The organism is Scandinavium goeteborgense (genome assembly GCF_003935895.2).
Classification (GTDB): Bacteria; Pseudomonadota; Gammaproteobacteria; order Enterobacterales; family Enterobacteriaceae; genus Scandinavium; species Scandinavium goeteborgense.
The window spans coordinates 575,160-601,110 of record NZ_CP054058.1; the positions used below are offsets into that span (position 1 = coordinate 575,160).

At 54.8% G+C, this 25,951-nt stretch carries 28 protein-coding genes; 9 read left to right on the forward strand and 19 right to left on the reverse strand.

Annotated features, from left to right (window positions below; all coding sequences use genetic code 11):
- The first annotated feature begins 3 nt into the window (after positions 1–3).
- Together A8O29_RS03535 and A8O29_RS03540 are read left to right on the forward strand one after the other, a co-directional pair.
- On the forward strand, positions 4–1,482 hold the full coding sequence (locus A8O29_RS03535; protein WP_125355040.1) for a GGDEF domain-containing protein: 1,479 nt from the start codon (positions 4–6) through the stop codon (positions 1,480–1,482).
- A 170-nt stretch (positions 1,483–1,652) separates the two neighbouring features.
- Complete coding sequence (locus A8O29_RS03540) at positions 1,653–2,063, forward strand: Spy/CpxP family protein refolding chaperone (protein WP_125355039.1); 411 nt, start codon at positions 1,653–1,655, stop codon at positions 2,061–2,063.
- 72 nt (positions 2,064–2,135) lie between these two features.
- On the opposite strand, the gene A8O29_RS03545 is transcribed toward A8O29_RS03540, so the two are convergent.
- On the reverse strand, positions 2,136–2,837 hold the full coding sequence (locus tag A8O29_RS03545) for a pirin family protein (protein WP_125355038.1): 702 nt from the start codon (positions 2,835–2,837) through the stop codon (positions 2,136–2,138).
- A 103-nt stretch (positions 2,838–2,940) separates the two neighbouring features.
- Here A8O29_RS03545 and A8O29_RS03550 point away from each other — a divergent pair, with 103 nt between their 5' ends.
- On the forward strand, positions 2,941–3,837 hold the full coding sequence (locus A8O29_RS03550) for a LysR family transcriptional regulator (RefSeq protein ID WP_125355037.1): 897 nt from the start codon (positions 2,941–2,943) through the stop codon (positions 3,835–3,837).
- 95 nt (positions 3,838–3,932) lie between these two features.
- Here A8O29_RS03550 and A8O29_RS03555 read toward each other — a convergent pair whose 3' ends face one another.
- The 11 genes from A8O29_RS03555 to A8O29_RS03605 form a co-directional block, all read right to left on the reverse strand.
- Positions 3,933–4,298, reverse strand: a complete 366-nt coding sequence (locus tag A8O29_RS03555) for a DUF805 domain-containing protein (RefSeq protein ID WP_125355036.1) — start codon at positions 4,296–4,298, stop codon at positions 3,933–3,935.
- Positions 4,299–4,404: 106 nt separating this feature from the next.
- Positions 4,405–5,391 (reverse strand): glutathione S-transferase family protein, encoded by a 987-nt coding sequence (locus A8O29_RS03560; RefSeq protein ID WP_125355035.1) that lies wholly within the window; start codon positions 5,389–5,391, stop codon positions 4,405–4,407.
- A 71-nt stretch (positions 5,392–5,462) separates the two neighbouring features.
- Entirely contained in the window at positions 5,463–5,855 is a 393-nt protein-coding gene (locus A8O29_RS03565) for a DoxX family protein (RefSeq protein ID WP_125355034.1), read from the reverse strand.
- A 219-nt stretch (positions 5,856–6,074) separates the two neighbouring features.
- Complete coding sequence (locus A8O29_RS03570) at positions 6,075–6,374, reverse strand: YqjK-like family protein (protein ID WP_125355033.1); 300 nt, start codon at positions 6,372–6,374, stop codon at positions 6,075–6,077.
- Positions 6,367–6,768 (reverse strand): phage holin family protein, encoded by a 402-nt coding sequence (locus A8O29_RS03575; RefSeq protein ID WP_110510502.1) that lies wholly within the window; start codon positions 6,766–6,768, stop codon positions 6,367–6,369. Before A8O29_RS03575 ends, A8O29_RS03570 begins: the two co-directional genes overlap by 8 nt.
- Before the next feature lie 2 nt (positions 6,769–6,770).
- Positions 6,771–7,076, reverse strand: coding sequence for an ElaB/YgaM/YqjD family protein (locus A8O29_RS03580; RefSeq protein WP_125355032.1), 306 nt, complete (start codon positions 7,074–7,076; stop codon positions 6,771–6,773).
- A 40-nt stretch (positions 7,077–7,116) separates the two neighbouring features.
- Complete coding sequence (locus A8O29_RS03585) at positions 7,117–7,485, reverse strand: DUF1090 domain-containing protein (protein ID WP_125355031.1); 369 nt, start codon at positions 7,483–7,485, stop codon at positions 7,117–7,119.
- A gap of 149 nt (positions 7,486–7,634) precedes the next feature.
- A complete protein-coding gene (gene mzrA, locus A8O29_RS03590; RefSeq protein WP_125355030.1) occupies positions 7,635–8,021 on the reverse strand; it encodes an EnvZ/OmpR regulon moderator MzrA in 387 nt (128 codons plus the stop codon).
- 2 nt (positions 8,022–8,023) lie between these two features.
- Complete coding sequence (gene yqjA, locus A8O29_RS03595) at positions 8,024–8,686, reverse strand: DedA family general envelope maintenance protein YqjA (RefSeq protein WP_125355029.1); 663 nt, start codon at positions 8,684–8,686, stop codon at positions 8,024–8,026.
- Between the two features lie 315 nt (positions 8,687–9,001).
- Complete coding sequence (gene exuR / locus A8O29_RS03600; RefSeq protein WP_125355028.1) at positions 9,002–9,778, reverse strand: transcriptional regulator ExuR; 777 nt, start codon at positions 9,776–9,778, stop codon at positions 9,002–9,004.
- A gap of 120 nt (positions 9,779–9,898) precedes the next feature.
- Entirely contained in the window at positions 9,899–11,194 is a 1,296-nt protein-coding gene (locus A8O29_RS03605; protein WP_125355027.1) for an MFS transporter, read from the reverse strand.
- 465 nt (positions 11,195–11,659) lie between these two features.
- On the opposite strand from A8O29_RS03605, the gene uxaC reads away from it, so the two are divergent.
- The 3 genes from uxaC to A8O29_RS03620 all read left to right on the forward strand — a co-directional run bounded on the left by uxaC (position 11,660) and on the right by A8O29_RS03620 (position 15,218).
- Positions 11,660–13,072 (forward strand): glucuronate isomerase, encoded by a 1,413-nt coding sequence (gene uxaC, locus A8O29_RS03610; protein ID WP_125355026.1) that lies wholly within the window; start codon positions 11,660–11,662, stop codon positions 13,070–13,072.
- A gap of 18 nt (positions 13,073–13,090) precedes the next feature.
- Positions 13,091–14,578 carry a UxaA family hydrolase gene (locus A8O29_RS03615; protein ID WP_125355025.1) on the forward strand — a complete coding sequence of 496 codons (1,488 nt, stop codon included), beginning with the start codon at positions 13,091–13,093 and terminating at the stop codon, positions 14,576–14,578.
- 73 nt (positions 14,579–14,651) lie between these two features.
- On the forward strand, positions 14,652–15,218 hold the full coding sequence (locus A8O29_RS03620) for a YgjV family protein (protein ID WP_125355024.1): 567 nt from the start codon (positions 14,652–14,654) through the stop codon (positions 15,216–15,218).
- A 25-nt stretch (positions 15,219–15,243) separates the two neighbouring features.
- Here the strand turns inward: A8O29_RS03620 and sstT are convergent, their stop codons facing one another.
- From sstT to A8O29_RS03640, 4 genes are all read right to left on the reverse strand, one after another.
- Complete coding sequence (gene sstT / locus A8O29_RS03625) at positions 15,244–16,488, reverse strand: serine/threonine transporter SstT (protein WP_125355023.1); 1,245 nt, start codon at positions 16,486–16,488, stop codon at positions 15,244–15,246.
- A 234-nt stretch (positions 16,489–16,722) separates the two neighbouring features.
- Complete coding sequence (locus A8O29_RS03630; RefSeq protein ID WP_110510491.1) at positions 16,723–17,691, reverse strand: TerC family protein; 969 nt, start codon at positions 17,689–17,691, stop codon at positions 16,723–16,725.
- A gap of 269 nt (positions 17,692–17,960) precedes the next feature.
- Positions 17,961–18,959 (reverse strand): Gfo/Idh/MocA family protein, encoded by a 999-nt coding sequence (locus A8O29_RS03635; RefSeq protein ID WP_125355286.1) that lies wholly within the window; start codon positions 18,957–18,959, stop codon positions 17,961–17,963.
- A gap of 72 nt (positions 18,960–19,031) precedes the next feature.
- Positions 19,032–19,532, reverse strand: a complete 501-nt coding sequence (locus A8O29_RS03640; RefSeq protein ID WP_110510489.1) for a M48 metallopeptidase family protein — start codon at positions 19,530–19,532, stop codon at positions 19,032–19,034.
- An 84-nt stretch (positions 19,533–19,616) separates the two neighbouring features.
- On the opposite strand from A8O29_RS03640, the gene rlmG reads away from it, so the two are divergent.
- The 3 genes from rlmG (at position 19,617) to A8O29_RS03655 (ending at position 21,697) form a co-directional block, all read left to right on the forward strand.
- A complete protein-coding gene (gene rlmG / locus A8O29_RS03645) occupies positions 19,617–20,753 on the forward strand; it encodes a 23S rRNA (guanine(1835)-N(2))-methyltransferase RlmG (RefSeq protein WP_125355287.1) in 1,137 nt (378 codons plus the stop codon).
- A gap of 216 nt (positions 20,754–20,969) precedes the next feature.
- The gene (locus A8O29_RS03650) at positions 20,970–21,284 is read left to right on the forward strand and encodes a type II toxin-antitoxin system HigB family toxin (protein WP_125355288.1); all 315 of its coding nucleotides are present in this window, start codon (positions 20,970–20,972) and stop codon (positions 21,282–21,284) included.
- Positions 21,281–21,697, forward strand: a complete 417-nt coding sequence (locus A8O29_RS03655; RefSeq protein WP_125355289.1) for a helix-turn-helix domain-containing protein — start codon at positions 21,281–21,283, stop codon at positions 21,695–21,697. The genes A8O29_RS03650 and A8O29_RS03655 overlap by 4 nt, the downstream gene beginning before the upstream one ends.
- Before the next feature lie 32 nt (positions 21,698–21,729).
- On the opposite strand, the gene A8O29_RS03660 is transcribed toward A8O29_RS03655, so the two are convergent.
- The 3 genes from A8O29_RS03660 to A8O29_RS03670 form a co-directional block, all read right to left on the reverse strand.
- A complete protein-coding gene (locus A8O29_RS03660; RefSeq protein WP_125355290.1) occupies positions 21,730–23,751 on the reverse strand; it encodes an NADPH-dependent 2,4-dienoyl-CoA reductase in 2,022 nt (673 codons plus the stop codon).
- A 126-nt stretch (positions 23,752–23,877) separates the two neighbouring features.
- Positions 23,878–25,182: an ATP-binding protein gene (locus A8O29_RS03665; protein WP_125355291.1), complete on the reverse strand. Its 1,305-nt coding sequence runs from the start codon at positions 25,180–25,182 to the stop codon at positions 23,878–23,880.
- Positions 25,179–25,919, reverse strand: a complete 741-nt coding sequence (locus A8O29_RS03670; protein WP_125355292.1) for a response regulator — start codon at positions 25,917–25,919, stop codon at positions 25,179–25,181. The genes A8O29_RS03665 and A8O29_RS03670 overlap by 4 nt, the downstream gene beginning before the upstream one ends.
- Positions 25,920–25,951: the final 32 nt, after the last annotated feature.

The window sequence follows — 25,951 nt, forward strand, 5'->3', positions numbered from 1 at the left end:
GCTATGAAAAATTCGCATCAGCTTAAATCAGAGAAGAAGCTATTTTTGATCGTGCTTTCGGTGATGTTACTCATCGCGAATGCGTTCTCTTTTTATATTTCGTTTTCCACGGCCAGAACCAATATTGAACTGGTTACGTCCCGCGTGGTGCGCCTGATAACTAAAGATACGCAGAATAACAGAAGCATGGCATCTGACCTGAGTTCGATGCTGCAACTGCCTGACAGTATGCTGAACCAAAGCCTGGGCATCGATATCAAAAGATTAACCGGCACAATGAATGAACGACTGAGCGACAGCGAGTTGCCTGCGTGGAAAACGGATATCGACGATGTTCACCGTAAAAAATTCACCATTCTGCGCTCGTTCTGGCGTAATTTCAGTGCTGCCAATAAGTCACGATTTACGACCTACTACACCGACGGTGACACCGGGTACTACTACGTTTTCAACAACGAAAAAGCGGTTAAAATTCAGGGGGCTAATCCCCACTTTCGGCTTTCCGGTTATATCGAAACAACCTCTTCTCTGCTGAGAAGCAATCGGGGGTTTGTGGTACCGGAACTGTTTGTGAGCAATGTTTACGACGATGCCTTTTCGAAATTACCGACGATCACTATCGGCAGCCCGGTGGTGATTAAAGATTTCAGCGGGCAGGGCAGCCGAATGTCCGGGATTATCGCTATCGATTACACCCGGGACGACCTGGCCGTTCTGTTCCGCGATGCCTTCGATGAGCTGAGTCTCGCCAACTCCGGGTATGACATTCGTATTCATAGCCAGAAAGGTAATGATATCGAGATGAACATCTTCCCGGACAACGGTTCGTGGCTCGAGTTTAATCTCGGGGATATCAAGCTGGTAAATGGTTTCTGCCTGAGTACGCAGGTAAGCTTTATCGAACTGCTGCGCATTAAGCTGGCAGGTTTTCTAATCTGTAACATCATCATGCTGTTTTTCTTTGTCATCTTCACACGCTCGCACAAAAGAATTGAGCAGATGATGGATAAACTCACCACCGATTCCCTGACCGAAGCGTTGTCGCGGGAAGGCGGTAAAATCGTGACGGAAAATATTCCCAGCAGCCGCAGTACGATTCTGGTTGCCATAGATTTGAATGATTTCAAACCGATTAACGACACCTGGGGCCACCATGCGGGAGATGAGGCGCTTATCTTCTTTGCTAAGTATTTACTGAAATCCGTGCGTCAGGGCGATCATCTGATCCGAATGGGTGGCGATGAGTTTATTCTGTTATTACAGAATACGACCATTGCGCAGGCGCGTAAGATGATGGAAAAGCGGGCTGCGGAGCTCTCTTATTTCCCATTTGAAAATTCAATGATTCCATTATCGTTCTCTTACGGCATCAGTGAACTGACGCATGGTTTTACCGAGAGCTATAAAAAAGCGGATGAAGAACTGTACGAAATGAAAAAGCAGCGCAAAGGCCAAATGGACGCGTTACAGCCTGCGGTTTAACTTTCGAGACGTCAAAACACGCTATTAGTGAAATAAGCGATGTTCCTGCCTAAAGGCCGCATACGATGCGGCCTTTTTTCATTTACATTCAAATATATATTAATGAAGTGTCATACTTATTCACTGCGCATTCCGGGATAATATCCACGTTTACTTAAAGGATATTAACAATGAACAAAATGACCCGTATTGCGCTGCTGACTGCTTCCCTGATTGGTTTCACTGGCGTTGCCCAGGCTGCAAACACCGAGGTTGCTCCGGCACCTTCTCAGGATCCCATCGTTCAGCATCTGAAGCTGACTAACGATCAGGTCGCAAAAATCAAAAGCCTGCATGACGAAATGGAAAAAAGCGTTGAACAGGTGTCCATGAAAGACGTGAAAGATGGCGCACTGATTGACGTTATCCACTCTGGCAAATGGGATGAGCAGGCGGTGAAAACCCAGCTCGACGCGTTCAGCAAAGTTGAGCAGCAGACCCGTTACTACCGCGTGAAGTACTACTTCGATCTGAACCAGGTTCTGACGCCAGAACAGCGTAAGCAGATCCAGGACGATTTGATTCAGTCCATCAATAACTAAGTAAAAAACCCGCGTTTAGCGGGTTTTTTATTGAGGCCTGGCACAACTCTTGTGCCAGCCTGACTTCTGCTTTTACACCGGTAAATCTATCAGCAAAGCGCGCAGCGGCGTATCAGCGACCAGCGTAAGGTTAGCCTCGTCACGAATAAATGCGCCATCACCACAAGTTAATCCTTCCCGCTCTTCCTGCGGCGTCACCGCGTGAACGGTGCCGTGAATGGATTGCAGATACGCGCGTGGCCCGTGCAGCTGGAAGCTTAGCTGTTCGCCTTTGTTCAGCTGAATATGGTGAACCCACACCTGCTGGCGAAGTAGCAGACTGTTCTGGCTGCCGTCGGGTGAAGCGATAAGCTGCTGCGCGGTGTCGGTCAGTTCGAGCTTTTGCATCGACGCGTTCTCCCGCTGTGGGCAGGCATCGAGCCAGAGCTGCATCCGCGTCAGCGACTTCTCTTTGCTAAGGTTGTGCTCGCTGTAGCTGGTGCCTGGCTGGGTGGCAATCAGCAGCGCTTCGCCCGCTTTGGCCTGAACGTGATTCCCTTCGCTGTCACGATACTCGGCTTCCCCTTCCAGAATGATATTCAGGATATCGACCTTCGGATAGGTGCGAGGCTGGAACGACGCGCCTGGCCCGAGTACTTCCTGATTCAGAACGCGCAGGGAAGCGTACCCCAGCAGTTTCGGGTCGAAATAGTGTCCGAAGGAGAAGGTGTATCGCGCCTGCAGCCAGCCGAAATCGGCTTGTCCGCACTGTTTGGCTGTTCGGGTAGTAATCATATTCTTGACCTCTCTTTACACTAAACAATGGTAAAGGTATGGACGCTGCATTGTTAGCCAGATATTCTGCCGGGTATGTTCAAATTTCCTGAATGAGAACGCCATGGCTAAAGAGAGAGCATTGACGCTGGAAGCGTTAAGAGTAATGGACGCTATCGACCGGCGAGGCAGTTTTGCTGCCGCCGCCGATGAGCTAGGGCGCGTCCCGTCTGCGCTGAGCTACACCATGCAGAAGCTGGAAGAAGAACTCGACGTGGTGTTGTTTGACCGTTCAGGTCATCGCACAAAATTCACCAATGTTGGGCGAATGCTGCTGGAACGCGGCCGGGTGTTGCTGGAAGCTGCCGATAAATTGACCACCGACGCCGAAGCGCTGGCGCGCGGTTGGGAAACGCATCTGACGCTGGTCGCGGAAGCGCTAGTGCCGACCCCAGAGCTGTTCCCGCTGATTGAAAAGCTGGGGCTGAAAGCCAACACGCAGTTGTCGATCATCACCGAAGTATTGGCCGGTGCCTGGGAGCGTCTGGAGCAGGGCCGAGCGGATATCGTGATCGCCCCGGATATGCATTTTCGTTCCTCGTCCGAGATCAATTCCCGCAAGCTGTATTCAGTCCTGAACGTCTACGTTGCCGCGCCGGATCACCCGATTCATCAGGAGCCGGAGCCATTATCAGAAGTGACGCGCGTGAAATATCGCGGCGTGGCGGTGGCGGATACCGCCCGTGAGCGCCCGGTGCTCACCGTACAGCTGCTGGACAAGCAGCCGCGTCTGACGGTCAGCACCATCGAAGATAAGCGTCAGGCGTTATTAGCGGGGCTTGGCGTGGCGACAATGCCGTATCCGCTGGTCGAGCAGGATATCGCCGAAGGACGATTACGGGTAGTTAGCCCGGAATACACCAGTGAAGTCGATATTATTATGGCGTGGCGACGTGACAGCATGGGTGAAGCAAAAGCCTGGTGTCTGCGTGAAATTCCAAAGCTGTTTGCCAAAAAATAGCCGATGCCAGAGCGCCCGGCGGCATAAACGCGCCGGGCCTACGGCGACACAATGTAGGCCTGGTCAGCGGAGCGCCACCAGGCACTGTTTTTGCTTTACGGGATCCGCTTAGGATCCGGTCCGAAGCGGTTTTCACCCGGCGTGCCGTTCTGGCAGTTAAACACCAGGATCACCACCCAACCAATGACGGGGATCAGTAGCAGCAACAGCCACCACGCCGAACGATCGGTGTCATGCAGACGACGGAACTGCACGGCCCACGTCGGGATCAGCACCAACAGACCATAAATGCTTGCCAGGACGCCTTCACCGCTGACGCGTTCCAGACCGAGTATTTTATCGATAATACTCAGCACCCCGGCCAGTACGAAGCTCACCAGCACGAACATCCAATATTCTTTCCGGCGCGCGCGGCCGCCAAACCCGATGTAATTTTTGAGTACTTTTAGATACCAGTCCATTTTCCTTGCCTCTGTAATCAGTCAATCACTTGTTTTCTAAGCGATCGAGGTAAGGATAGATGCAAAGTATGAATTAAAAAAGGACATCCTTTGATGTCCTTAATAATTAGCGGAAGCGCACGTCACGTCCGTGAGGTTCATCAAGATCCTGCCACGGACCCATCGAAATGATCCCCGTCGGGTTAATGGTCTTATGACTGCGGTAATAGTGATGACGAATGTGGTCGAAATTCACCGTTTCCGCCACGCCCGGCAGTTGATAGATATCGCGCAGGAAACCGTACAGATTCAGGTAATCACTGATGCGGTGCTTATCGCATTTGAAATGGGTGACATACACCGGATCGAAACGCACCAGCGTGGTCCACAGACGAATATCCGCCTCGGTTAACTGGTTGCCGGTCAGATAACGGTGCTGGCCGAGGATTTGCTCCACGCGAGCCAGCGCTTCGAAGACTTTCGTCACCGCTTCGTCGTAGGCATCCTGGCTGGTGGCAAACCCAGCTTTGTAGACACCGTTGTTGATGCTGTCGTAAATCCAGTCGTTCAGCTCGTCAATCTGTGGACGCAGCGCCTCAGGGTAATAATCTCCGGCACGAGCGCCGAGACCGTCAAATGCCGTATTCAGCATGCGGATGATTTCCGCGGATTCATTGCTGACGATGGTGTGGTTCTTTTTGTCCCACAGCACCGGCACCGTGACGCGCCCGGTATATTGCGGGTCGGCATGCAAATACAGCTGATAGAGAAATTCGTTCTGATACAGCGTGTCGCCGGTCGCGCCGGGGAAGCTGTCGTCAAAGGTCCAGCCGTTTTCATACATCAGCGGGTTGACCACCGACACATCGATAAACGATTCCAGGCCTTTTAACGCGCGCATAATCAGCGTGCGATGTGCCCACGGGCATGCGAGGGAAACGTATAAGTGATAGCGGTCTTTTTCAGCCGCAAAACCGCCTTCTCCGGAGGGACCAGGCGCGCCGTCGGCGGTCAGCCAATTGCGATACGCCGAAACAGAACGTTTGAATCGTCCCCCGGTAGATTTGGTGTCGTACCAGGTGTCATGCCAGACGCCGTCAATCAGTTGTCCCATGATTCTCTCTCCTTCAAAATGACAAAAGCGAGGGATTTCCCTCGCTTTACGCTTCAATCAGTATAGCGGGCTTACCACTTTTTGTTCAGCACGCGGTCAATACTGAACGCGCCCGGACCGGTAATAGCCAGCAGCAGGAAACCGCCAGCGATGGTCAGGTTTTTCATGAACATCAGTGAGTTCACGCCTTCAGCAAAGTTGCTGTGGAAGAGAAACGCGGTCAGCAGTGTAAAACCTGCGGTGAACAGCGCGGTGGTGCGGGTCAGGAAGCCGAACAGAATCGCCAGACCGCCGCCGAATTCGAGCAGAATAGTCAGTGGCAGCAGCGCACCCGGAACGCCCATCGCTTCCATGTACTGCTGGGTGCCCGCATAACCGGTGATTTTGCCCCAGCCTGCAGTGATAAACAGCACTGGCATCAGAATACGCGCGACCAGAACACCAACATCTTCTAATTTTTTCATTTTACTCTCCATCAAACCACGCAGGCGGCATTATTCATTTATTGTGCAAATTCGCGGGGATACCGCGGGTTCGCTGTCGATGGAAAGGAGTGTAATCGTGACGGAGGGGGATTGTTAGCAAGGAAAACTGTCGATCTTCTTCAAAGATATTGAGTATTCATTCGGGAAGGAAAAACGGGAAGAGTGCCCGGCGGACAGGCGTCGCCGGGCAGAGTGCGGTCAGTGGCGTAGTTGCTGCTGGCGCATCGTGCTTTTCACCAGACGCCATGCGCTCCAGGCGCCGAAGCCGCGACGGCCCCAGCGCACCAGGAACCGCGGATTGCGTACTGACCAAATAGCCATGACGCTACTGCCGACCAGCGCCCAGGCGCGCAGGCTCAGCAGCGTGTTCCAGCCACGATCGTAGACATCAGTGGCTTCAACCCAGTCACGACGGCTGGCGGACAGGTCCAGCCGTTGCTGTTGGATTTTGCTCAGCAGATACGCTTTACGCTTCTGCAGTTCCACTTTGCTACTCACGTTCATCATCCTCAAGCAGCGCCCGATCGTTCGCCAGTTCGTTGCGGGTATGGCGCAGCAGCGTTGAGCGCCGCGCTTTTCGCAGCGTCCAGACGGCGCCGATAAGCGCCAACAGGAGCAGGACGGCAGTGGTGGCAATCATGGCGTTCAGCCGGTATTGCGGATCGATGGCCCAGATAATCAGCACCATCAAACTCATCAGCCCGAATGCCGCGAACAGCATGGTCAGGCCGAGCATCAGCAGCATCTGGAAAAGGTTCGCTTTCTCCTCTTCCAGCTCAGCGACTGCCAGTCGCAGGCGCGTCTCCACCATGTCGACCATGATGGTGACAATGCGCTGGCCGATGCCGAAAACGCTTTTTCCCGGCCCGTTTGAGTGATGTGAGTCAGCCATAATTAACGACGCGACAGCAGCACACCCAGCACCACCCCAACGGCCGCACCGATACCCACGCCGGTCCATGGGTTATCACGCACGTATTCGTCAGCGCGTGCTGCGGCTTCACGAGTTTGTTTGGCAAGGGCATCGCTGGTTTCACCCAGACGGTGGCGGCTATCTTTCAGCGCGCGCTCTGCTTTGCTGCGCAGTTTGCCAAGTTCTTCTTTCGACTTGTCTGAGGAGGAGTTCAGCACCTCTTCCAGGGTATCCGCCAAGGATTTCAGTTCGTCACGCAGATGTTCTGAGGTGTTATCTTTCGCCATGATGTTGTTCTCCAGTGTAATTCGTTAGACTTCCATTGAATCAATAGTCACGAGACTCCAGCGCTTTCAGTTGTTGCTGCGCTTCAGTGAGCTTGTGCTCACGCTTACTGATTTTGTCCGCGTCGCCCTTGGTTTTGGCTTCATCAAGGTCGTGGCGACGTTCGGTGATTTCTTCTTTCTGTTCGGCAATTTTCTTTTGGTGATCGGCCCGAAGCTTGCTGTCGCTGCAGTTGTCTTTTACTTCCCGCAGCGCTTTGTTCAGACCGTCAATGCGGCTCTGGTTATGGTGCTTTTCGGCGTAATGAATTTCTCGCTGAATGTCCTGTTCCTTCTCCTGACACGGCGTTGACGCAAATGCGCCAGCGCTCATTGTCACCAGGCCCAAAGCCAGAAAAATGCGGTATTTCATCGGTTAAACCTTCCCTTGTGTTGTGGGCTCGTTCTGACAGTGCCCCACTCAATCGACGAGATGATGCGGGTGACTTCCGCTTACTCAATGATAGTAAGTAAACGCGAAATCACCAAAGTCTGTGAAAAGATTCAGAATCCTGGAAGGGTTTAACCGAACCGGTGCGGAGTGTCGCGAAGGCGGGAGAGCCACTGTGGGGCCAGCGAGTCTTCATCATCGAGCTGAGCGATGATGTAACCGTGGGGCAGGGTTCTGTCCAGCACCTCTTTGGCGGCGGCGCTCTGGTCGCTGGATTCAAACTTAATCACTAAAGCATCATTTTGCGGGGTGATGCTCTTAAAGCGGATGCCGTTAGCATCCAGATGATGCCAGACGGAGAAACCGTCAGGCATGCTGATATTGGCGCTGACCGGACGAATGGCCAGCGACGACTCGCGTTGCTGTATTGCGGCCCAGAACCAGAGCAGGGCGCAGAGCATGAGCAATGCGCCGAGACTAATACTGAATCGGCGAAGGGTAACGTTTCGCAATCCCATGCCTAGCTCCGGTTACCGTATTTTTTCTTCACCAGTACGACCAGCGACCCGACCAGACCAATGACCAGCAGCACAACCGGCAGCAGCATCAGGCAGGACATCAGCGCATCTTCGTATTTCAGGAACACCGGGGTTTTTCCCAGCAGATAACCGAGCGACGTCAGGATAAGCACCCACAACAGGCCGCTCATCCAGTTAAAGAACTGGAAACGGGCGCTGCTCAGACCGGACAGACCGGCGATGGTGGGCAGCAGCGTGCGCACAAAGGCGATAAAGCGCCCGACCAGCAGCGCGGATAACCCGTGCTTATGGAACAGATGATGTGCGCGCTGGTGGTAATGGGCGGGCAGGTGCGAAAGCCAGTTCTGCACAATGCGCGTATTCCCGAGCCAGCGGCCCTGAATGTAGCTCACCCAGCAGCCGAGGCTGGCGGCGGTGGTCAGCAGCAGCACCGTTTGCGGGAAGCCCATCGCGCCTTTGGCAATCAGGACGCCGACGAGAACCAGCAGGCTGTCGCCCGGTAAAAAGGCAGCAGGTAATAATCCGTTCTCTAAGAAAAGGATCATGAACAACACGAAATAGAGCATGCCTATCATGGAGGGGTTGGCAAGGGTTTCGAAATCCTGGCTCCATAAGGCATTGAGTAATTGGGTTAACAGTTCCATTCACGATTCCTGGTACATCGATTAATGTCACGCCTGAACGCGTTTTTCTGCCGGACGTCAGTTGTTATTGATTGATTATGGACGCTGGCAACACGCTCTGAACTTATCCATGTTTACGCGAATCAGGCACGCCCGACTCGCCAACGACAAAATGCATCTAAGTGTAACAAAGGCTCTGGATTAACGTCACAGAAATTGCAGTTTGTTGCGGTTTGATTTTGCTGTGTGGAGAGGGGAGTGGCGAGGGATTTTACACAGGCTGACACTATAGTGGATTTACTTACCCCCGATGAGCGATCGGGGGTAGGGAAAATCTTACTTCGCGCCGTTGGCGGCGGTATCGAGATGCACCACCGGATTGTCTGCAAACATATAGCGGTCAGCGTTGAATTCGAAATCATCGCTGGTTTCGTTAAACAGCATCAGCTTGGTGTTTTCCAGATGCTGCCACATCGCCAGTTTTGCCGCGTGTGGGTCTTTGCGGATCAGCGCTTTGAGAATTTGGTCATGATCGTCACACCAGTTATCCACCGTGCGCAGATCGATATGGTCGTGAAGTTTTTTCCAGTACGGGTTATGCACGCGCTGGGTCCACATTTTTTCGACAATCGCCGCCAGCGCGGTGTTTTGCGTCGCCAGGGCAACCTGGACGTGGAACTGGAGATCCCATTCGGAGTCGCGGAAGCATTTCTCTTTGCGCGCACTCTCCTGGATTTCCATCAGCTTCATGATGTCCTGCTTCGTCACCTGAGTGGCGGCGAACTCGGCAATGTTACTTTCGATAAGCTGACGGGCCTGAAGCAGCTCGAATGGGCCATAGTTGGCGAACTCAAGGGATTCGTCCGGCGCCTGGTAATGCTTCGCGGTGCTGGAAATGACATGAATACCGGAGCCTTTGCGTACTTCAACGTAGCCTTCGACTTCCAGCATGATAATGGCTTCACGAACCACCGTGCGGCTGACATTCTTCTCGTCGGCAATAAAACGTTCCGCAGGCAGTTTGTCGCCCACAAGATAAACGCCTTGCTCGATGCGATTTTTCAGATCAGCGGCAAGCTGTTGATATAAACGGCGTGGTTCCGTGATTTGCATATGCGCTCCAGGCAGGGTACGGCATGAAGATTTGTTATACCACTTTTACGGAAAATTCTCCACCGTTCTTAACGGCAAAAAGCCGCCCGGAAGGCGGCTTTCAAGCAGGTATGGCAAGGGTTAGCTCTGCGTTGCTGTCCCGCCAACGGCGTGTGTGGTTTCGGCTGCCGGTTTGTTCTGCAGCACGGTCCAGATAACGACGGCACCAATCAGGTCGAACACCGCCAGTACCGCAAACAGTGGGCTGAAGCCCAGCGTATCGGCCAGCGCACCGACGACTAATGCAAACAGCGTACTTGCTGTCCAGGCCGCCATACCGGTCAGGCCGTTCGCCGTCGCCACTTCGTTACGACCAAAGACGTCGGAAGACAGGGTAATCAGCGCCCCGGACAGTGACTGGTGAGCAAAGCCACCGACGCACAGCAGGGCAATCGCCACGTACGGGCTGGTGAACAGGCCAATCATGCCAGGACCAATCATCAGAACCGCACCCATGGTGACGACCAGCTTACGGGAAACAATCAGGTTCACGCCGAACTTACGCTGGAACAGCGGTGGCAGATAGCCGCCAACGACACAGCCGAGGTCAGCAAACAGCATTGGCATCCACGCAAACATCGCAATGTGTTTCAGGTCAAAGCCATAGACTTTAAACATGAACAGCGGGATCCAGGCGTTGAACGTTCCCCAGGCCGGTTCAGCCAGGAAACGTGGCAGCGCGATACCCCAGAACTGGCGGTTACGGATAATCTGCCAGGCCGACATTTTTTTGCCGTTATCGGTCTGATGCTGTGCTTCCTGACCCCCGATGATGTACTCACGTTCTTCATCGGACAGTTTTTTCTGGTCACGTGGGTGTTTGTAGAAAATCAGCCAGGCCATTGCCCATGCGAAGCTCAGGACGCCGGAGATAATGAACGCCATCTGCCAGCTGTGCATGACGATAGCCCACACCACCAACGGAGGCGCAATCATCCCGCCAATGGAAGAGCCGACGTTGAAGTAGCCCACGGCAACAGAACGTTCTTTTGCCGGGAACCACTCGGAGCTGGCTTTCAGGCCTGCCGGGATCATCGCTGCTTCAGCTGCACCAACGGCACCACGGGCGACAGCCAATCCACCCCAGCTGCTTGCCAGTGCGGTCGCGCCGCAGAAACATGCCCACAGAACGGCGAACATCGCGTAGCCGACTTTGGTGCCTAACAGGTCCAGTACGTAGCCTGCGACCGGCTGCATAATGGTGTAAGCAGCGGAATAGGCGGCAATGATATAGGAGTATTGCTGTGTGGAAATATGCAGTTCCTGCATTAAGGTCGGCGCAGCGGCCGCCACGGTGTTACGAGTGAGGTAACCGAGCACGGTGCCCAGCGTCACCAGTGCAATCATGTACCAACGTAACCCTTTAATCTTACGCATGTAAAACCTCGTCATTTTGTTTTATCCGCACATCGCGCGGTCATCTTCCTGGGGGGAGGAGGATGTTTAAGTAACGGGGGGCGTAACAGATTTCCTGTAACGGCCCGAACCTTGCCATTAGTCATCCTGCGAATTCGGTATCCGTACCGGCCAATTCCGACGAATGAATCATCGGTATGCATTCCTTCCGCTGATAGGTTGCGACGGGGCAAACGATAACTTGTCATACAACTTTAAAAGGTGAGAACCGTCACAAATGCTGGAATAACCGTAGGGTCTTTATTTTCGCCGCGGAGAGCCAGTATTGGCGCGGCCTGGCGAAGGCTTAGGTTCTTTCTTGGTACTTTTTTTGTTGGCTTTTATTGATCTGACTCACGAAAAAATCTTCAGTGACTGGAAATTGGTGTGATAACTTTGCAGCATTGCAGTTAAGCATCTGACGCACTCTTTTAGAGGAAGACGATAATGACTCCGTTTATGACCGAAGATTTCCTGCTCGACACCGAATTTGCCCGCCGTCTGTACCATGACTACGCCAAAGACCAGCCGATTTTCGACTACCACTGCCACCTTCCGCCGCAGCAGGTTGCCGAAAATTACCGTTTCAAAAACCTGTATGACATCTGGCTGAAAGGCGATCACTACAAATGGCGTGCGATGCGCACCAACGGCGTGGCTGAACGTCTGTGTACCGGCGACGCCTCTGATCGTGAAAAATTTGATGCGTGGGCCGCTACCGTGCCGCACACCATCGGCAATCCGCTGTATCACTGGACGCACCTCGAGCTGCGTCGTCCGTTTGGCATTACCGGCAAACTGCTGTCGCCGAGCACTGCCGACGAGATCTGGAACCAGTGCAACGATCTGCTGGCGCAGGATCAGTTCTCCGCGCGCGGGATCATGAAGCAGATGAACGTGAAGATGGTCGGCACCACCGACGATCCGATTGATTCGCTGGAACATCACGCCACCGTGGCGAAAGACACCAGCTTCGACGTAAAAGTGCTGCCGAGCTGGCGCCCGGACAAAGCCTTCAACATCGAACAGGCCACCTTCAACGATTACATGGCGAAGCTGGGTGAAGTCTCTGATACCGACATCCGTCGCTTCAGCGATCTGCAAACGGCGCTGGGCCGTCGGCTGGATCACTTTGCCGCTCACGGTTGTAAAGTGTCGGATCACGCGCTGGACGTGGTGCTGTTTGCGGAAGCCTCTGAAGCTGAACTGGACGCTATTCTGGCGCGTCGCCACTCCGGCGAAGCCCTGAGCGAGCGTGATGTGGCGCAGTTTAAAACTGCGGTGCTGGTCTGGCTCGGTGGCGAATATGCCCGTCGCGGCTGGGTGCAGCAGTACCACATCGGTGCGCTGCGCAATAACAACCAGCGTCAGTTCAAACTGCTGGGCGCAGATGTGGGCTTCGACTCCATCAACGACCGTCCGCTGGCGGAAGAGCTGTCAAAATTACTGAGCAAGCAGAACGAAGAAAACCTGCTGCCAAAAACCATTCTGTACTGCCTGAACCCGCGCGATAACGAAGTGCTCGGCACCATGATCGGCAACTTCCAGGGTGAAGGGATGCCGGGCAAAATGCAGTTCGGTTCCGGCTGGTGGTTCAACGATCAGAAAGACGGCATGGAGCGTCAAATGACCCAGCTGGCGCAGCTCGGCCTGCTGAGCCGCTTTGTCGGCATGCTGACCGACAGCCGCAGTTTCCTGTCCTATACCCGCCATGAATACTTCCGTCGCATCCTTTGCCAGATGATCGGGCGTTGGGTCGCTGCGGGCGAAGCGCCGGCGGATATTCAGCTGCTGGGCGAGATGGTGAGAAATATTTGCTTTAACAATGCGCGTGATTACTTCGCCATTGAACTGAACTAATGCCCGAGGTTGGTTGATATGCAATACATCAAAATCCATTCGCTGGACAATGTGGTCGTCGCGCTGGCTGATATCGCCGCGGGGCAGGAAGTGACCGTGGAAGGTCAGACGGTACGCCTGCAGTCTGACGTCGTGCGCGGGCATAAGTTTGCTCTGTTCGCGATTGCGAAGGGTGAAAACGTCGTCAAATATGGATTGCCGATTGGTCATGCGCTGACGGATATTGCGCCAGGGGAACACATTCATTCCCACAACACGCGGACCAATCTCAGTGATTTGGACGAGTACAGCTATCAACCAGACCTTCAGGCAGAGCTGAGCCAGGCAGGCGATCGCGACGTACAGATTTATCGTCGTGCGAACGGTGAAGTTGGCGTTCGTAACGAGTTGTGGATCCTGCCGACGGTGGGCTGCGTGAACGGGATCGCGCGTCAAATTCAGAATCGTTTTCTGAAAGAGACCAACGATGCCGAAGGCACCGACGGCGTATTCCTGTTTAGTCACACCTATGGCTGTTCGCAGTTGGGTGACGACCACATCAACACCCGTACCATGCTGCAAAATATGGTGCGCCATCCGAATGCCGGAGCGGTGTTGGTGATAGGCCTCGGTTGTGAGAACAACCAGGTTGATGCGTTCCGTGAAACGCTGGGCGAATTTGACGCCGACCGCGTTCACTTCATGATTTGCCAGAAGCAGGACGACGAAGTGGAGGCGGGCCTTGAAGAACTGCATCAGCTTTATGACGTAATGCGTCACGACAAACGCGAACCGGGCAAACTCAGCGAGCTGAAGTTTGGCCTGGAATGCGGCGGTTCCGACGGCCTGTCGGGCATCACCGCCAACCCCATGCTGGGGCGTTTCTCTGATTATGTGATTGGCAACGGCGGCACCACCGTTCTGACCGAAGTGCCGGAAATGTTCGGCGCCGAGCAGATCCTGATGAGCCACTGCCGCGACGAAGCCACGTTTGAAAAGACCGTCACCATGGTCAACGATTTCAAACAGTACTTCATCGCGCACAACCAGCCTATTTACGAGAACCCATCGCCGGGCAACAAAGCGGGTGGGATAACGACGCTGGAAGAGAAATCGCTCGGCTGCACGCAGAAAGCGGGCTCCAGCCAGGTGGTTGACGTGCTGCGCTATGGCGAGCGCCTGAAAACCCACGGCCTCAACCTGCTGAGCGCCCCGGGTAACGATGCGGTCGCGACTAGCGCACTGGCCGGGGCAGGCTGTCACATGGTGCTGTTCAGCACCGGGCGTGGCACGCCGTACGGCGGTTTTGTCCCGACGGTGAAAATCGCCACCAACAGCGAGCTGGCAGCGAAGAAAAAGCACTGGATTGACTTTGATGCCGGGCAGCTTATCCACGGCAAAGCGATGCCGGAGGTGCTGACTGAATTTGTCGATACCATCGTGGAATTCGCCAACGGCAAGCAAACCTGTAACGAAAAGAATGATTTCCGTGAACTGGCTATCTTTAAGTCTGGCGTCACGCTCTAATCCTCGCTAAGCTAAAACGGCGTTTCATAAATGAAGCGCCGTTTCTTTTTCTGTGTCATCCAAAGGATTTACCATGACCGCGTATTGGCTAGCCCAGGGCGTTGGAGTCATCGCCTTTCTGGTAGGTATCACGACGTTTATCAACCGCGATGAACGCCGATTCAAAACGCAGCTTTCCCTCTACAGCGCCATTATCGGCGTACATTTCTTCCTGATGGGCGCGTTTCCCGCAGGCTCCAGCGCGATGCTCAATGCCGTCCGAACCCTGATCACCTTACGCACCCGCAGCCTATGGGTCATGACGCTGTTTATCGTGCTGACCGCCGGGATTGGCCTGGCCAAGTTTCATCATCCCATGGAACTGCTGCCGGTGGCCGGGACGCTGGTCAGCACCTGGGCATTGTTCCGCTGTCAGGGTCTGACGATGCGCTGCATCATCTGGTGCTCAACGGCCTGTTGGGTGGCGCATAACTTCTGGCTCGGTTCGATTGGTGGCACGCTGATTGAGGGGAGTTTTCTGGTGATGAACGGGCTGAACATTATCCGCTTCTGGCGAATGCAGAAACGCGGGATCGATCCGTTTAAAGTGGAAAATGAGATTCAGACAGAGTTACAGGAAGAAAGCCCTTCCACTCGCTAGCGGAAGGGCTGGATAAAGCAGAGGATTAACCGCGCAGCGCGTCTTTCGCCAGACGCTCATCGTCAGCGATGCAGGCCGCGGCGGTGAACAGCACGTCAGTCGAAGAGTTCAGCGCCGTTTCGCAGGAATCCTGCAGCACGCCGATGATAAAGCCGACGGCAACAACCTGCATCGCCACATCGTTCGGAATGCCAAACATGTTACACGCCAGTGGGATCAGCAGCAGCGAACCGCCAGCTACGCCCGAGGCGCCACAGGCACACAGGGCCGCAACCACGCTCAGCAGCAGCGCCGTTGGCAGGTCAACCGGAATACCCAGCGTATGCACCGCCGCCAGCGTCAGCACGGTGATGGTGATCGCCGCGCCTGCCATATTGATGGTCGCCCCCAGCGGAATCGACACGGAATACGTATCGCGATCCAGATTCAGTTTTTCAGCCAGCGCCATGTTCACCGGAATGTTGGCGGCAGAGCTGCGGGTAAAGAAGGCATAAACGCCGCTTTCACGCAGGCACATCAGCACCAACGGATACGGGTTGCGGCGAATCTTCCAGAACACCAGCAGTGGGTTAATCACCAGCGCCACCAGCAGCATACAGCCGATCAACACCACCAGTAGATGGGCGTAGCCCCACAGCGTTTCGAAACCGGTGCTTGCCAGCGTAGACGCGACCAGGCCGAAAATGCCGATAGGCGCAAAGCGAATCACCACTCTCACCATAAAGGTGACGGCGTTAGACACGTCGTTAACCAGGTTTTTAGTGGTCTCATTGCCGTGACGGAGCGCGAAGCCCAGACCCACGGCCCACACCAGAATCCCGATGTAGTTAGCGTTCAGCAGCGCATCAATCGGGTTAGCTACCATGCTCATCAGCAGGCCGCGCAGCACTTCCACAATGCCAGACGGCGGGGTGATATCGGTCGCGCCGGTGCTCAGGTGCAGGGTGGACGGGAACACGAAGCTGAACAGCACTGCGGTCAGTGCGGCGGCAAAGGTCCCCAGCAGATACAGGAACAGGATTGGGCGAATACTGGTTTTCTGACCGTGCTGGTGGTTAGCGATAGACGCCATCACCAGCATCAGAACCAGCACCGGGGCCACGGCTTTCAGGGCGCCGACGAACAGCGTGCCGAACAGACCAACGGCTTCCGCGGCAGGCTTCGAAATCCAGGCCAGCAGAATACCCAGAACCAGGCCCACCAGAATTTGTTTTACGAGGCTGCCTTCAGCGAGACGCTGAAGCAAGCCAGAGGGGCGTTGCGTAGTCATTTAACTTTTCCTTCAGTCGTAATGTGGTTCCATCCCGGCGGCTCTGTGGTCGCATTTAACAGGATGTAACAAATGTTTGCATGGATGAGTATAAAGATGTTCTGGCTTCGGGAAAGGGGAAGCTGCTGAATATTTCGGATGGATCTGGTTTTTTAACTGATGCTTAACATTTAATTGACATAAACCACAAAAAAAACGGCCCGTCGAGAACGGGCCGTTTGACACATTTAAGGCTTATTTTGCGAGGTTCTTTTTGTCGTGCTGGTGGTTAACCCACATGTTAATCAGCAGCGTAAGCACCAGAATACCGAACACCACGCCCAGCGATATCGCGATAGGGATGTGATAGATGTCGATGAGCAGCATCTTGATGCCAATAAATACCAGGATAATCGACAGGCCATACTTCAGCATCGAGAAGCGCTCCGCCACGCCCGCCAGCAGGAAGTACATCGCACGCAGGCCGAGGATCGCGAACAGGTTCGACGTCAGCACAATGAACGGGTCAGTGGTGACTGCGAAGATAGCAGGAATGCTGTCTACCGCGAAAATCACATCACTCAGTTCGACGAGGATCAGCACCAGCAGCAGCGGCGTAGCGTACAGCAGACCGTTTTTGCGCACGAAGAAGTGTTCGTTTTCGATTTTATCGGTCATGCGCAGATGGCTGCGGATCCAGCGCACCAGCGGCTTGTCGCCAATACCCGCGTCGTCTTCCTTCGCCAGCGCCATTTTCACTCCGGTGAACAGCAGGAACGCGCCGAACACGTACAGCAGCCATTCGAACTGGGAAATCAGCCAGCTGCCGGTGAAGATCATGATCGTACGTAGCACAATCGCGCCCAGTACGCCGTAAATCAGCACCCGACGCTGCAACGCCGCTGGAACCGCAAAGTAGCTAAAGAGCATCAGCCAAACGAAGACGTTATCGACCGCCAGCGCTTTCTCAATCAGATAGCCGGTGAGGAACGCCATCGCCTGCGGGTCAGCCACCGCACGGCCCTGGGTTTGTGCGAGGTACCACCAGAAAGCGAGGTTAAACAGCAGCGACAACGTAACCCACACCAGCGACCAACTGGCCGCCTGTTTCATGGTCATGGTTTGCACGCCGCGCCGCCCTTGTAGCAGCAGATCAATCGCCAACATTATGACGACCACAACAGCAAATCCGCCCCAAAGTAATGGAGTTCCAACAGTGTTCATAATCTATCCCATAAGCAAAAAAAAAACGGCTAACGTCCAAAAGACGATAGCCGTTGCAGGATTTTTTGCTCGGACCTCGCCTTTCGGCAAGGTCTCACTTACAACAAAAAAGAAATCTACAGTAAATTTCTTTTCTGTTGCCCGGCAACCGGATGCTTTCGCATCGTAATGACGATCCACCGGCAAACAAGTTACTCCCCTTTGCATGTGACAAAATATTACAGGCCATTGATGGCGTCAATGGCCCATAACCTCTGTTTTACACAGCTTTACGCGGGAAGCGTTTCGTTCACACCGTCCGCCGGGAACACGACGCCGGTCTGACGACGAATTTCGGTGGCGAGTTTCGAGGTCGTGCGGCTCACCGCCAGCCCCGGATGATTCACTTCATTCTCTTCGACCAGACGCGCAAACAGTTCCGCTTCGTACAGCATGGTGTTGATGTGCTGTGGCTGAGTCAGATCCTGCGCTTTGCCGCCGCGTGGCACGAAGGAGACTTTCTGGCACTCGGAGATTTTCTCGATAACCAGCGAACCTTCTTCGCCCTGGATTTCGCTCGGCAGTACCGAATCGCTCACTTTGGAGTGTTGCAGGGTCACGCTGAAATCACCGTAATCCAGCACGACTACGCCGTGCGCATCGACACCGCTGTCCAGCAGTGTGGCGGTGGCGTGAACGCCGTGCGGTTCGCCCCACAGGGCAACGGCTGATGCGAGGCAGTAGAAACCGATATCCATAATCGAGCCGTTCGAAAACGCCGGATTAAAGGTGTTTGGGTTTTCGCCGTCGAGATAGCGCTGGTAGCGCGAGGAGTACTGGCAGTAGTTGATCAGCGCTTTACGCACTTTGCCCACTTTGCTCAGCGACTGCTGCAGCTGCAGGAAATTCGGCAGGCTGGCAGTCTTAAACGCTTCGAACAGCACCACCTGGTTTTCACGCGCCAGGGCAATCGCCGCTTCCACTTCCGCGATATTCGACGCCAGCGGCTTCTCGCAAATCACATGTTTTTTGTGGCTCAGAAACAGCTGGGTTTGCGGGAAGTGCAGGGAGTTCGGGCTGGCAATATACAGCGCGTCAATGGCATCGCTCTGCGCCATCTCCTCGAGAGAGGTAAAGAGGTGTTCAACCATATAATCGCTGGCGAAGCCCTGGGCTTGCTCGAGACTACGGGAATAAACGGCGGTGAGTTTGTATTTGCCGGTTTCATGGGCGGCATCGACAAACTGGCGGGTGATCCAGTTTGTGCCAATGACTGCGAAACGTATCATGAGAATTGACGTACTCCGAAAAAGGGGCCTTTTGCCACTTTAGCACGCCATGATGACAAAACCAGTGCGCGCTTACGCAGAACCCGGCAGCGAAAGTTGGGTCAGCCACAGACGAGTATCAAACTCCAGCTGGTGGTACTGCGGCTCCATATGACAGCAGAGCTGATAGAAGGCTTTGTTGTGATCTTTTTCTTTCAGATGTGCCAGTTCGTGGACCACGATCATCCGCAAAAAGGCTTCGGGCGACTGGCGAAAAACGGTGGCGACGCGAATTTCTGCTTTGGCTTTGAGCTTGCCGCCCTGGATACGGGAAATCGCGGTATGCAGTCCAAGGGCGTTATTCAGCACATGGATTTTGTTGTCGAACGCCACTTTGTTGATCGGCGGCGCGCTGCGCATATAGCGGTTTTTCAGGCTTTGGGTGAATTCCCACAACGCCTTATCGTTAGTGATGTCATGCTTGTCGGGATAGCGCTTTTCCAGCACTTCGCCGAGACGTTGTTCGGCAATCAGGGTGCGAACCTGGGCAAGGAGTTGCTCGGGATAACCGCTTAAATACGTCAGTTCGCTCATGCTTGTCTCGAATTCCACGAAAAAAAGGTATACTCACGCCCCCAATCAGGGGATATCACCGAATTTTACCATCCAGGAGGGCCGATGAGCCAATCAGACAACGGTTTTCGTTCACTGACACTAAAACGTTTCCCGGAAACGGACGACGTTAGCCCACTGCAAGCGTGGGAAGCGGCAGACGAGTATCTGCTGCAACAGTTGGACGGCACCGACATCAGCGGCCCGGTTCTCGTCTTTAACGATACCTTTGGCGCGCTGGCCTGTGCGCTGGCGGCGCACCAGCCGTACAGCATCGGCGACTCGTACTTAAGCGAACTCGCGACCCGCGAAAACCTGCGCTACAACGATATCGCGGAAAATAGCGTCACGTTTCGCGACAGCACCGGGGAATACCCGCCGGCTCCGGCCGTTGTGCTGATTAAAATCCCAAAAACGCTGGCGTTGCTGGAACAACAGCTGCGTGCGCTGCGTGACGTCGTGACGCCGGAAACCCGCATTATCGGCGGCGCGAAGGCGCGTGACGTACACAACTCCACGCTGGAGCTGTTCGAAAAAATCCTCGGCCCGACCACGACCACGCTGGCGTGGAAAAAAGCGCGTCTGATTAACTGCACCTTCAGCGCACCTGCGCTGGCGGATGTCCCGCAGGTACTCAGCTGGCCGCTGGAAGGCACTAACTGGACCATTCATAACCACGCGAACGTCTTCTCCCGTACCGGGCTGGACATCGGCGCGCGCTTCTTTATGGAGCATTTGCCGAAAGATCTGGAAGGCGAAATCGTCGACCTCGGCTGTGGCAACGGCGTCGTAGGCCTGAGCCTGCTGGAGCGTAACCCGCTGGCAAACGTCGTGTTTGTCGATGAATCGCCGATGGCGGTCTCTTCCAGCCGTTTGAACGTCGAAAGCAACATGCCGGAAGCGTTAGATCGTTGCGAGTTCATGATCAACAACGCGCTGTCGGGCGTTGAGCCATTCCGCTTCAACGCGATTCTGTGCAACCCGCCGTTCCACCAGCAGCACGCGCTGACCGATAACATCGCCTGGGAAATGTTCCATCACGCGCGTCGTTGTCTGAAGATCAACGGCGAGCTGGTGATTGTGGCCAACCGTCACCTCGACTATTTCCACAAACTGAAGAAGATTTTTGGCAACTGCACCACCGTCGCCACCAATCAGAAGTTTGTGGTGCTCAAAGCGGTGAAATTAGGGCGTAGTCGCTAGACGCGACACACCCTTAGCCCGATAGCCGCACGGCTGTCGGGTTTTTCCTGAAGCACTCTCGCAAAATATCAACTCCCCTCGCTACTTTCTGCAAATTCGCTAGTAAACCACCCGCCCGCAGGCCTACGTTAGGCACGTCTTTTATGATGTCATGTGTTGCCATGTTGGCAACTTGTGGTTACTCTTTCCTCAATTCGTCAACGGATGTGATGAAGAATGCACTTAATCGCTTTTAAGGCTTTAACGGATGCCGCAAAAAAATTTCCGCAGCATGAACAGGAGTTGTTGGAGCTGGGCGGAATGATCCATAAAGGATATTTTAAAACGCCGCAAAGCCTTAGAACGTTGTTTCCATCGCTGGATAATTTTAAATATCTGGATAAGTATTACGTGCTTAACCTTGGGCATAACGAGCTTCGTTTGGTCGCACTCATCTTTTTTGAAAGCCAGAAATTTTATGTCCGGCACATTTTTACGCACCGGGAATATGACATGTTTACAGCTATGCACCGTACAAAGGGGAAAAAATGATGGTGATTGCCGACATCCTGAAAGCAGGAAAAGCGCTATCTGCGGCAGCCCCGTTTCTGGCCGGAATCCATACACCTCAGCAGTATGAAGAAGCGCTTGAGTTCGTGGAGTATTTGTTGCTTAACGATCCTACGAACCCTTTGTTGGATACTGCCTGTAACCACATAACAGCCTATGAAAATTTGCTTCCTGAAACGGCAGATTTCATTGCCCGCATGAACGCAATCCCCATTGGCGTTGCGGTTCTTCGCACCCTGATGTCTCAGCACAACCTCACCCTTTCCGATTTCCCGGAGATTGGCAGTAAATCGATGGTCTCGCGTGTCCTGAACGGAAAAAGAAAGCTAACGTTGATGCACGCGAAAAAGCTGGCTAAGCGCTTTGGCATTTCGCCCGCCATGTTTATCGACTGACACCTTTAAACGCGAGGTGTCAGCCATTCACACTAAATCTCCAGCGCCAGCTTCGTGCCCTGGGCGATAGCCCGGCGAGCATCCAGCTCCATCGCCACGTCACAGCCACCAATCAGATGCACCGGTTTTCCTGCGGCGCGTAATGGATCCGCCAGATCCCGGCGTGGCTCTTGTCCGGCGCAGAGAATCACATGATCCACCGCCAGCAGCTGCGGTTCACCGCCGATCGTCACATGTAGTCCGTCGTCGTCGATCTTCTCATAGCTCACCGCCGGCAACATTTTCACGCCGCGGGCGAGCAGGGTAGTGCGATGGATCCAGCCGGTGGTTTTGCCGAGCCCTTCGCCAGGTTTACTGGCCTTACGTTGCAGCATCACAATCTGGCGCGGGCTTTTATGCAGCTGCGGCCCTTCCGGGCGTAAACCGCCGTGCAGTTGCAGGCTGGTGTCGATCCCCCATTCCACGCAGAACTCGGCAATATTCTGGCTGGTGGCTTCGCCGGGCTGGCTTAAATACATCGCCGTATCAAAACCGATGCCGCCGCAGCCGATAATCGCCACGCTGTTCCCGACGGGGGTTTTGTCCCGCAGTACGTCGAGGTAGTTCAGCACTTTAGGATGATCAACGCCTTCGATAGCGGGCATACGCGGTTCAATGCCGGTTGAGAGAATGGTTTCGTCGAAGTCGACGAGATCTTCTGCGCTGACAAAGCGGTTGAGTTCGAGCTTCACGCCGTGCAGCTCGATCATCCGGCGGTAATAGCGCAGCGTTTCGTAAAACTCCTCTTTGCCAGGGATCTGCTTGGCAATGTTGAATTGGCCGCCGATTTCGCTCGCGGCATCGAACAAGGTGACCTGATGACCGCGCGCGGCGGCGTTAACCGCAAATGCCAGTCCGGCTGGCCCGGCCCCGACGACGGCCAGATTCTTTTTCGTCGTCGCCGGGACAATCGGCATTCGCGTTTCATGGCAGGCGCGCGGATTCACGAGGCAGGACGTCACTTTGCCAACAAAAATCTGATCGAGGCAGGCCTGATTGCAGCCGATGCAGGTGTTGATCTCATCCGCCCGACCGCTTTGTGCTTTCGAAAGCAGTTCGGCATCGGCAAGGAACGGTCGCGCCATCGACACCATGTCGGCATCTCCACGGCTCAGGATGTCTTCTGCGACCTGCGGATCGTTAATCCGGTTAGTGGTGATCAGCGGGATCGTTACCTTGCCTTTCAGCTTGCGCGTCACCCAGGCAAATGCCCCGCGCGGAACCGGCGTGGCAATGGTCGGGATCCGCGCTTCATGCCAGCCGATCCCGGTGTTGATGATCGTCGCGCCTGCCGCTTCGATGGCCTGCGCCAGCTCGACGGTTTCGTCAAAATTACCGCCGCCTTCCACTAAATCGAGCATCGACAGGCGATAGATGATGATGAATTCCTCGCCCACCCGTTCGCGCACCGCACGCACTACTTCCACAGCGAAGCGCATACGGCGCGCCCAGTCGCCGCCCCATTGGTCGTCGCGTTGGTTGGTGCGGGCGGCAAGAAATTCGTTAATTAAGTAGCCTTCCGAACCCATCACTTCCACGCCGTCATAACCGGCTTCCCGCGCCAACAGCGCACATTGTGCGAAGTCGTCAATCAGTACCAGGATTTCGTCATGCGTCAGCGCGTGAGGTTTAAAACGGTTGATCGGGGCCTGCAACGCTGACGGCGCGACCGGACGCGGCTGATAGCTGTAGCGCCCGGTATGGAGAATTTGCAGCGCGATTTTACCGCCAGCCTGATGCACCGCATCGGTCACGGGGCGATGATGGGCCAGCTGGTTCGCATCGTTAAGCACCGCACCGCCTTCCATCCCCACGCCAGACAGCGCGGGGGCCACGCCGCCGGTCACAATCAGCGCCACGCCATGACGGGCGCGCTCGGCATAAAAGGCCGCCAGCCGTTCGGTTCCGTCCGGGCGTTCTTCCAGCCCGGTGTGCATCGAGCCCATCAGGACGCGGTTTTTCAGCGTGGTAAAACCCAGATCGAGCGGGGCGAATAACGACGGGTAGTGGCTCATAATCGCGCTTCCAAATGTAAAATTATTGTTATGTGGTCGGATGAGTTACTAATCTAGCGCTCACGGCGCAAAAGGGAAAAGGGGGCATGCGGCGATTGTGATAGGGGTCAAATTCCCGACCGATTCTTAGTCGAGTGGCAGCGTGATGCTGACCTGCAGGCCGCCTTGCGTGCGATTTTGCAGGCTCAGTTGGCCACCTAACTGCGTAACCAGTTGTGCGGCAATCGCCAGCCCCAGGCCGGTGCCACCTGTAGTGCGGTTGCGTGAGTTTTCAATCCGATAAAACGGTTGCAGCACCCCTTCGAGTTCTGTTTCGGGAATGCCTTCTCCGTTATCGCAGACGGTAATTTGTACCCATTGCGCAGTGGGATGCATCAGCTTGACCTCTGCGTTGCCGCCATATTTAAGCGCATTGTCGATGAGATTGGTCATCACCCGGCGCAGCGCCTGGGGACGGGTGGAGAGGGTCAATGACGCGACCTCGCGGGTGAATGCCACCGCCTGATCCACATCGGAATAGTCACAGGTGAGGCTATCGAGGAAGGCCGGAAGCGCAATGCGCTGGCGCGGCTCTTCCAGCCTATCGGATGAACGCGCGTAGGCGATACCCTCGCGCACCAGTTGCGTCATGCTGTTGAGATCCTGCATCAGCTTTTCACCTAATATCTCGTCGTCGGCCATTTCGATACGCAGTTTCATGCGCGTTATCGGCGTTTGCAGATCATGAGAAATGGCCGCGAGAATGTGCGCTCGCTCTTTCAGGTGGCTCTGGACTCGGTTCTGCATCGCGTTAAAGGCGCGTGCGGCCTGCTGCACCTCTTTCGGCCCCTGTTCCGGTAAATCTCGCACCTCACCTGAGGCGGGTTGCATGTTATCTACCGCATGGGTGAAGCGGGTGAAAGGGCGAATCACCATGCGTACTGCCAGCCAGGCACAAAGCAGTACCAGCGTGAGCTGAATCAGCATCACCACTGGCAGCCAACGGGCGACAGGGGGCATATGCGGAATAAGATCAAGCGTTAACGGCGCGCCATCGTGCAAAGTCATGTGCGCCTGAATGTGTGAAATCGGGCCAGAAACGGCGGTGAAACGCAGCGGGTATTGCCCCGCTAACGTCTCTGTTAGCGACCGAATCGCATCCTGAGAACGTCTGTCCGTGGGGGCTTCGCCCGGCTCCCCGTTGCCGAGCAGATAATGATAATTGCCACGCGCCAGCCTCGGCAGCCAGGCCGCGCGTTCTTCCGCAGGCAGACGATCAAGGATAGCCACGCTGGTGGCAACGTCATATTCCAGATTGCCGAGCATCAAGTTACGCACACTGCTCGTTCTCTCAAGCATCACCAGCGACAGGCTCAGAGCGTTCGCGAGCAGGAGTCCCGCGAGCACGACCAGGCTCAGCCGCGCGAGCAATGACCGCGGCCACAGCGTCATTCGCGGCGCTCTTTGATCGTGACCGGCATCGACAAAACATAACCTTCGCTACGAACCGTTTTGATGTACGCCGGAGTACGTGCGTCGTCATTCAGACGCTGACGTACGCGGCTGATAAGCAAATCGATAGAGCGTTCAAACAGTTCCGCGTCCCGCCCCTGCGTCAGATTCAAGAGCTGATCCCGGGTCAGCACCCGCTGGGGATGATCGAGAAACACCCGCAGAAGCCGGTATTCCGCGCCGCTCAGGGCAACCAGCGTGCCGTCGTTGTCCAGCAACTGACGGGTTGAGGTATCCAGTACCCAGTCGCCAAATGCTAATAAACGCCCGGCTTCACTCACCTGTAAATTGGGGGGCAAAGTGCGAAAACGGCGCAGGATTGCTTTAATCCGCGCCAGCAGTTCACGCGCCACAAAGGGTTTGACGACATAATCATCGGCGCCCATTTCCAGACCGATAATTCGGTCTGTGTCGTCGCTGCGAGCGGTCAGCATCAGAATCGGCAAGTCCTTGTATTCGCCGCTGCGAAGCTGACGGCACAGGGTCAGGCCGTCGTCTCCGGGCATCATCACATCTAACACCGCCAGGTCGATATGCTGCTTATCCAGGATGGCGCGCATCTCTTTGCCATTCGCCGCCCCGGTGGCGCGATAGCCGGATTTGATCAGGTAGTCGACAACCAGTTCGCGAATATCGCGGTCATCGTCGACCACCAGAATCGTGTCAATATGATCCACCCGCAGCTCCTGACAATGAAATGACGTCTGGG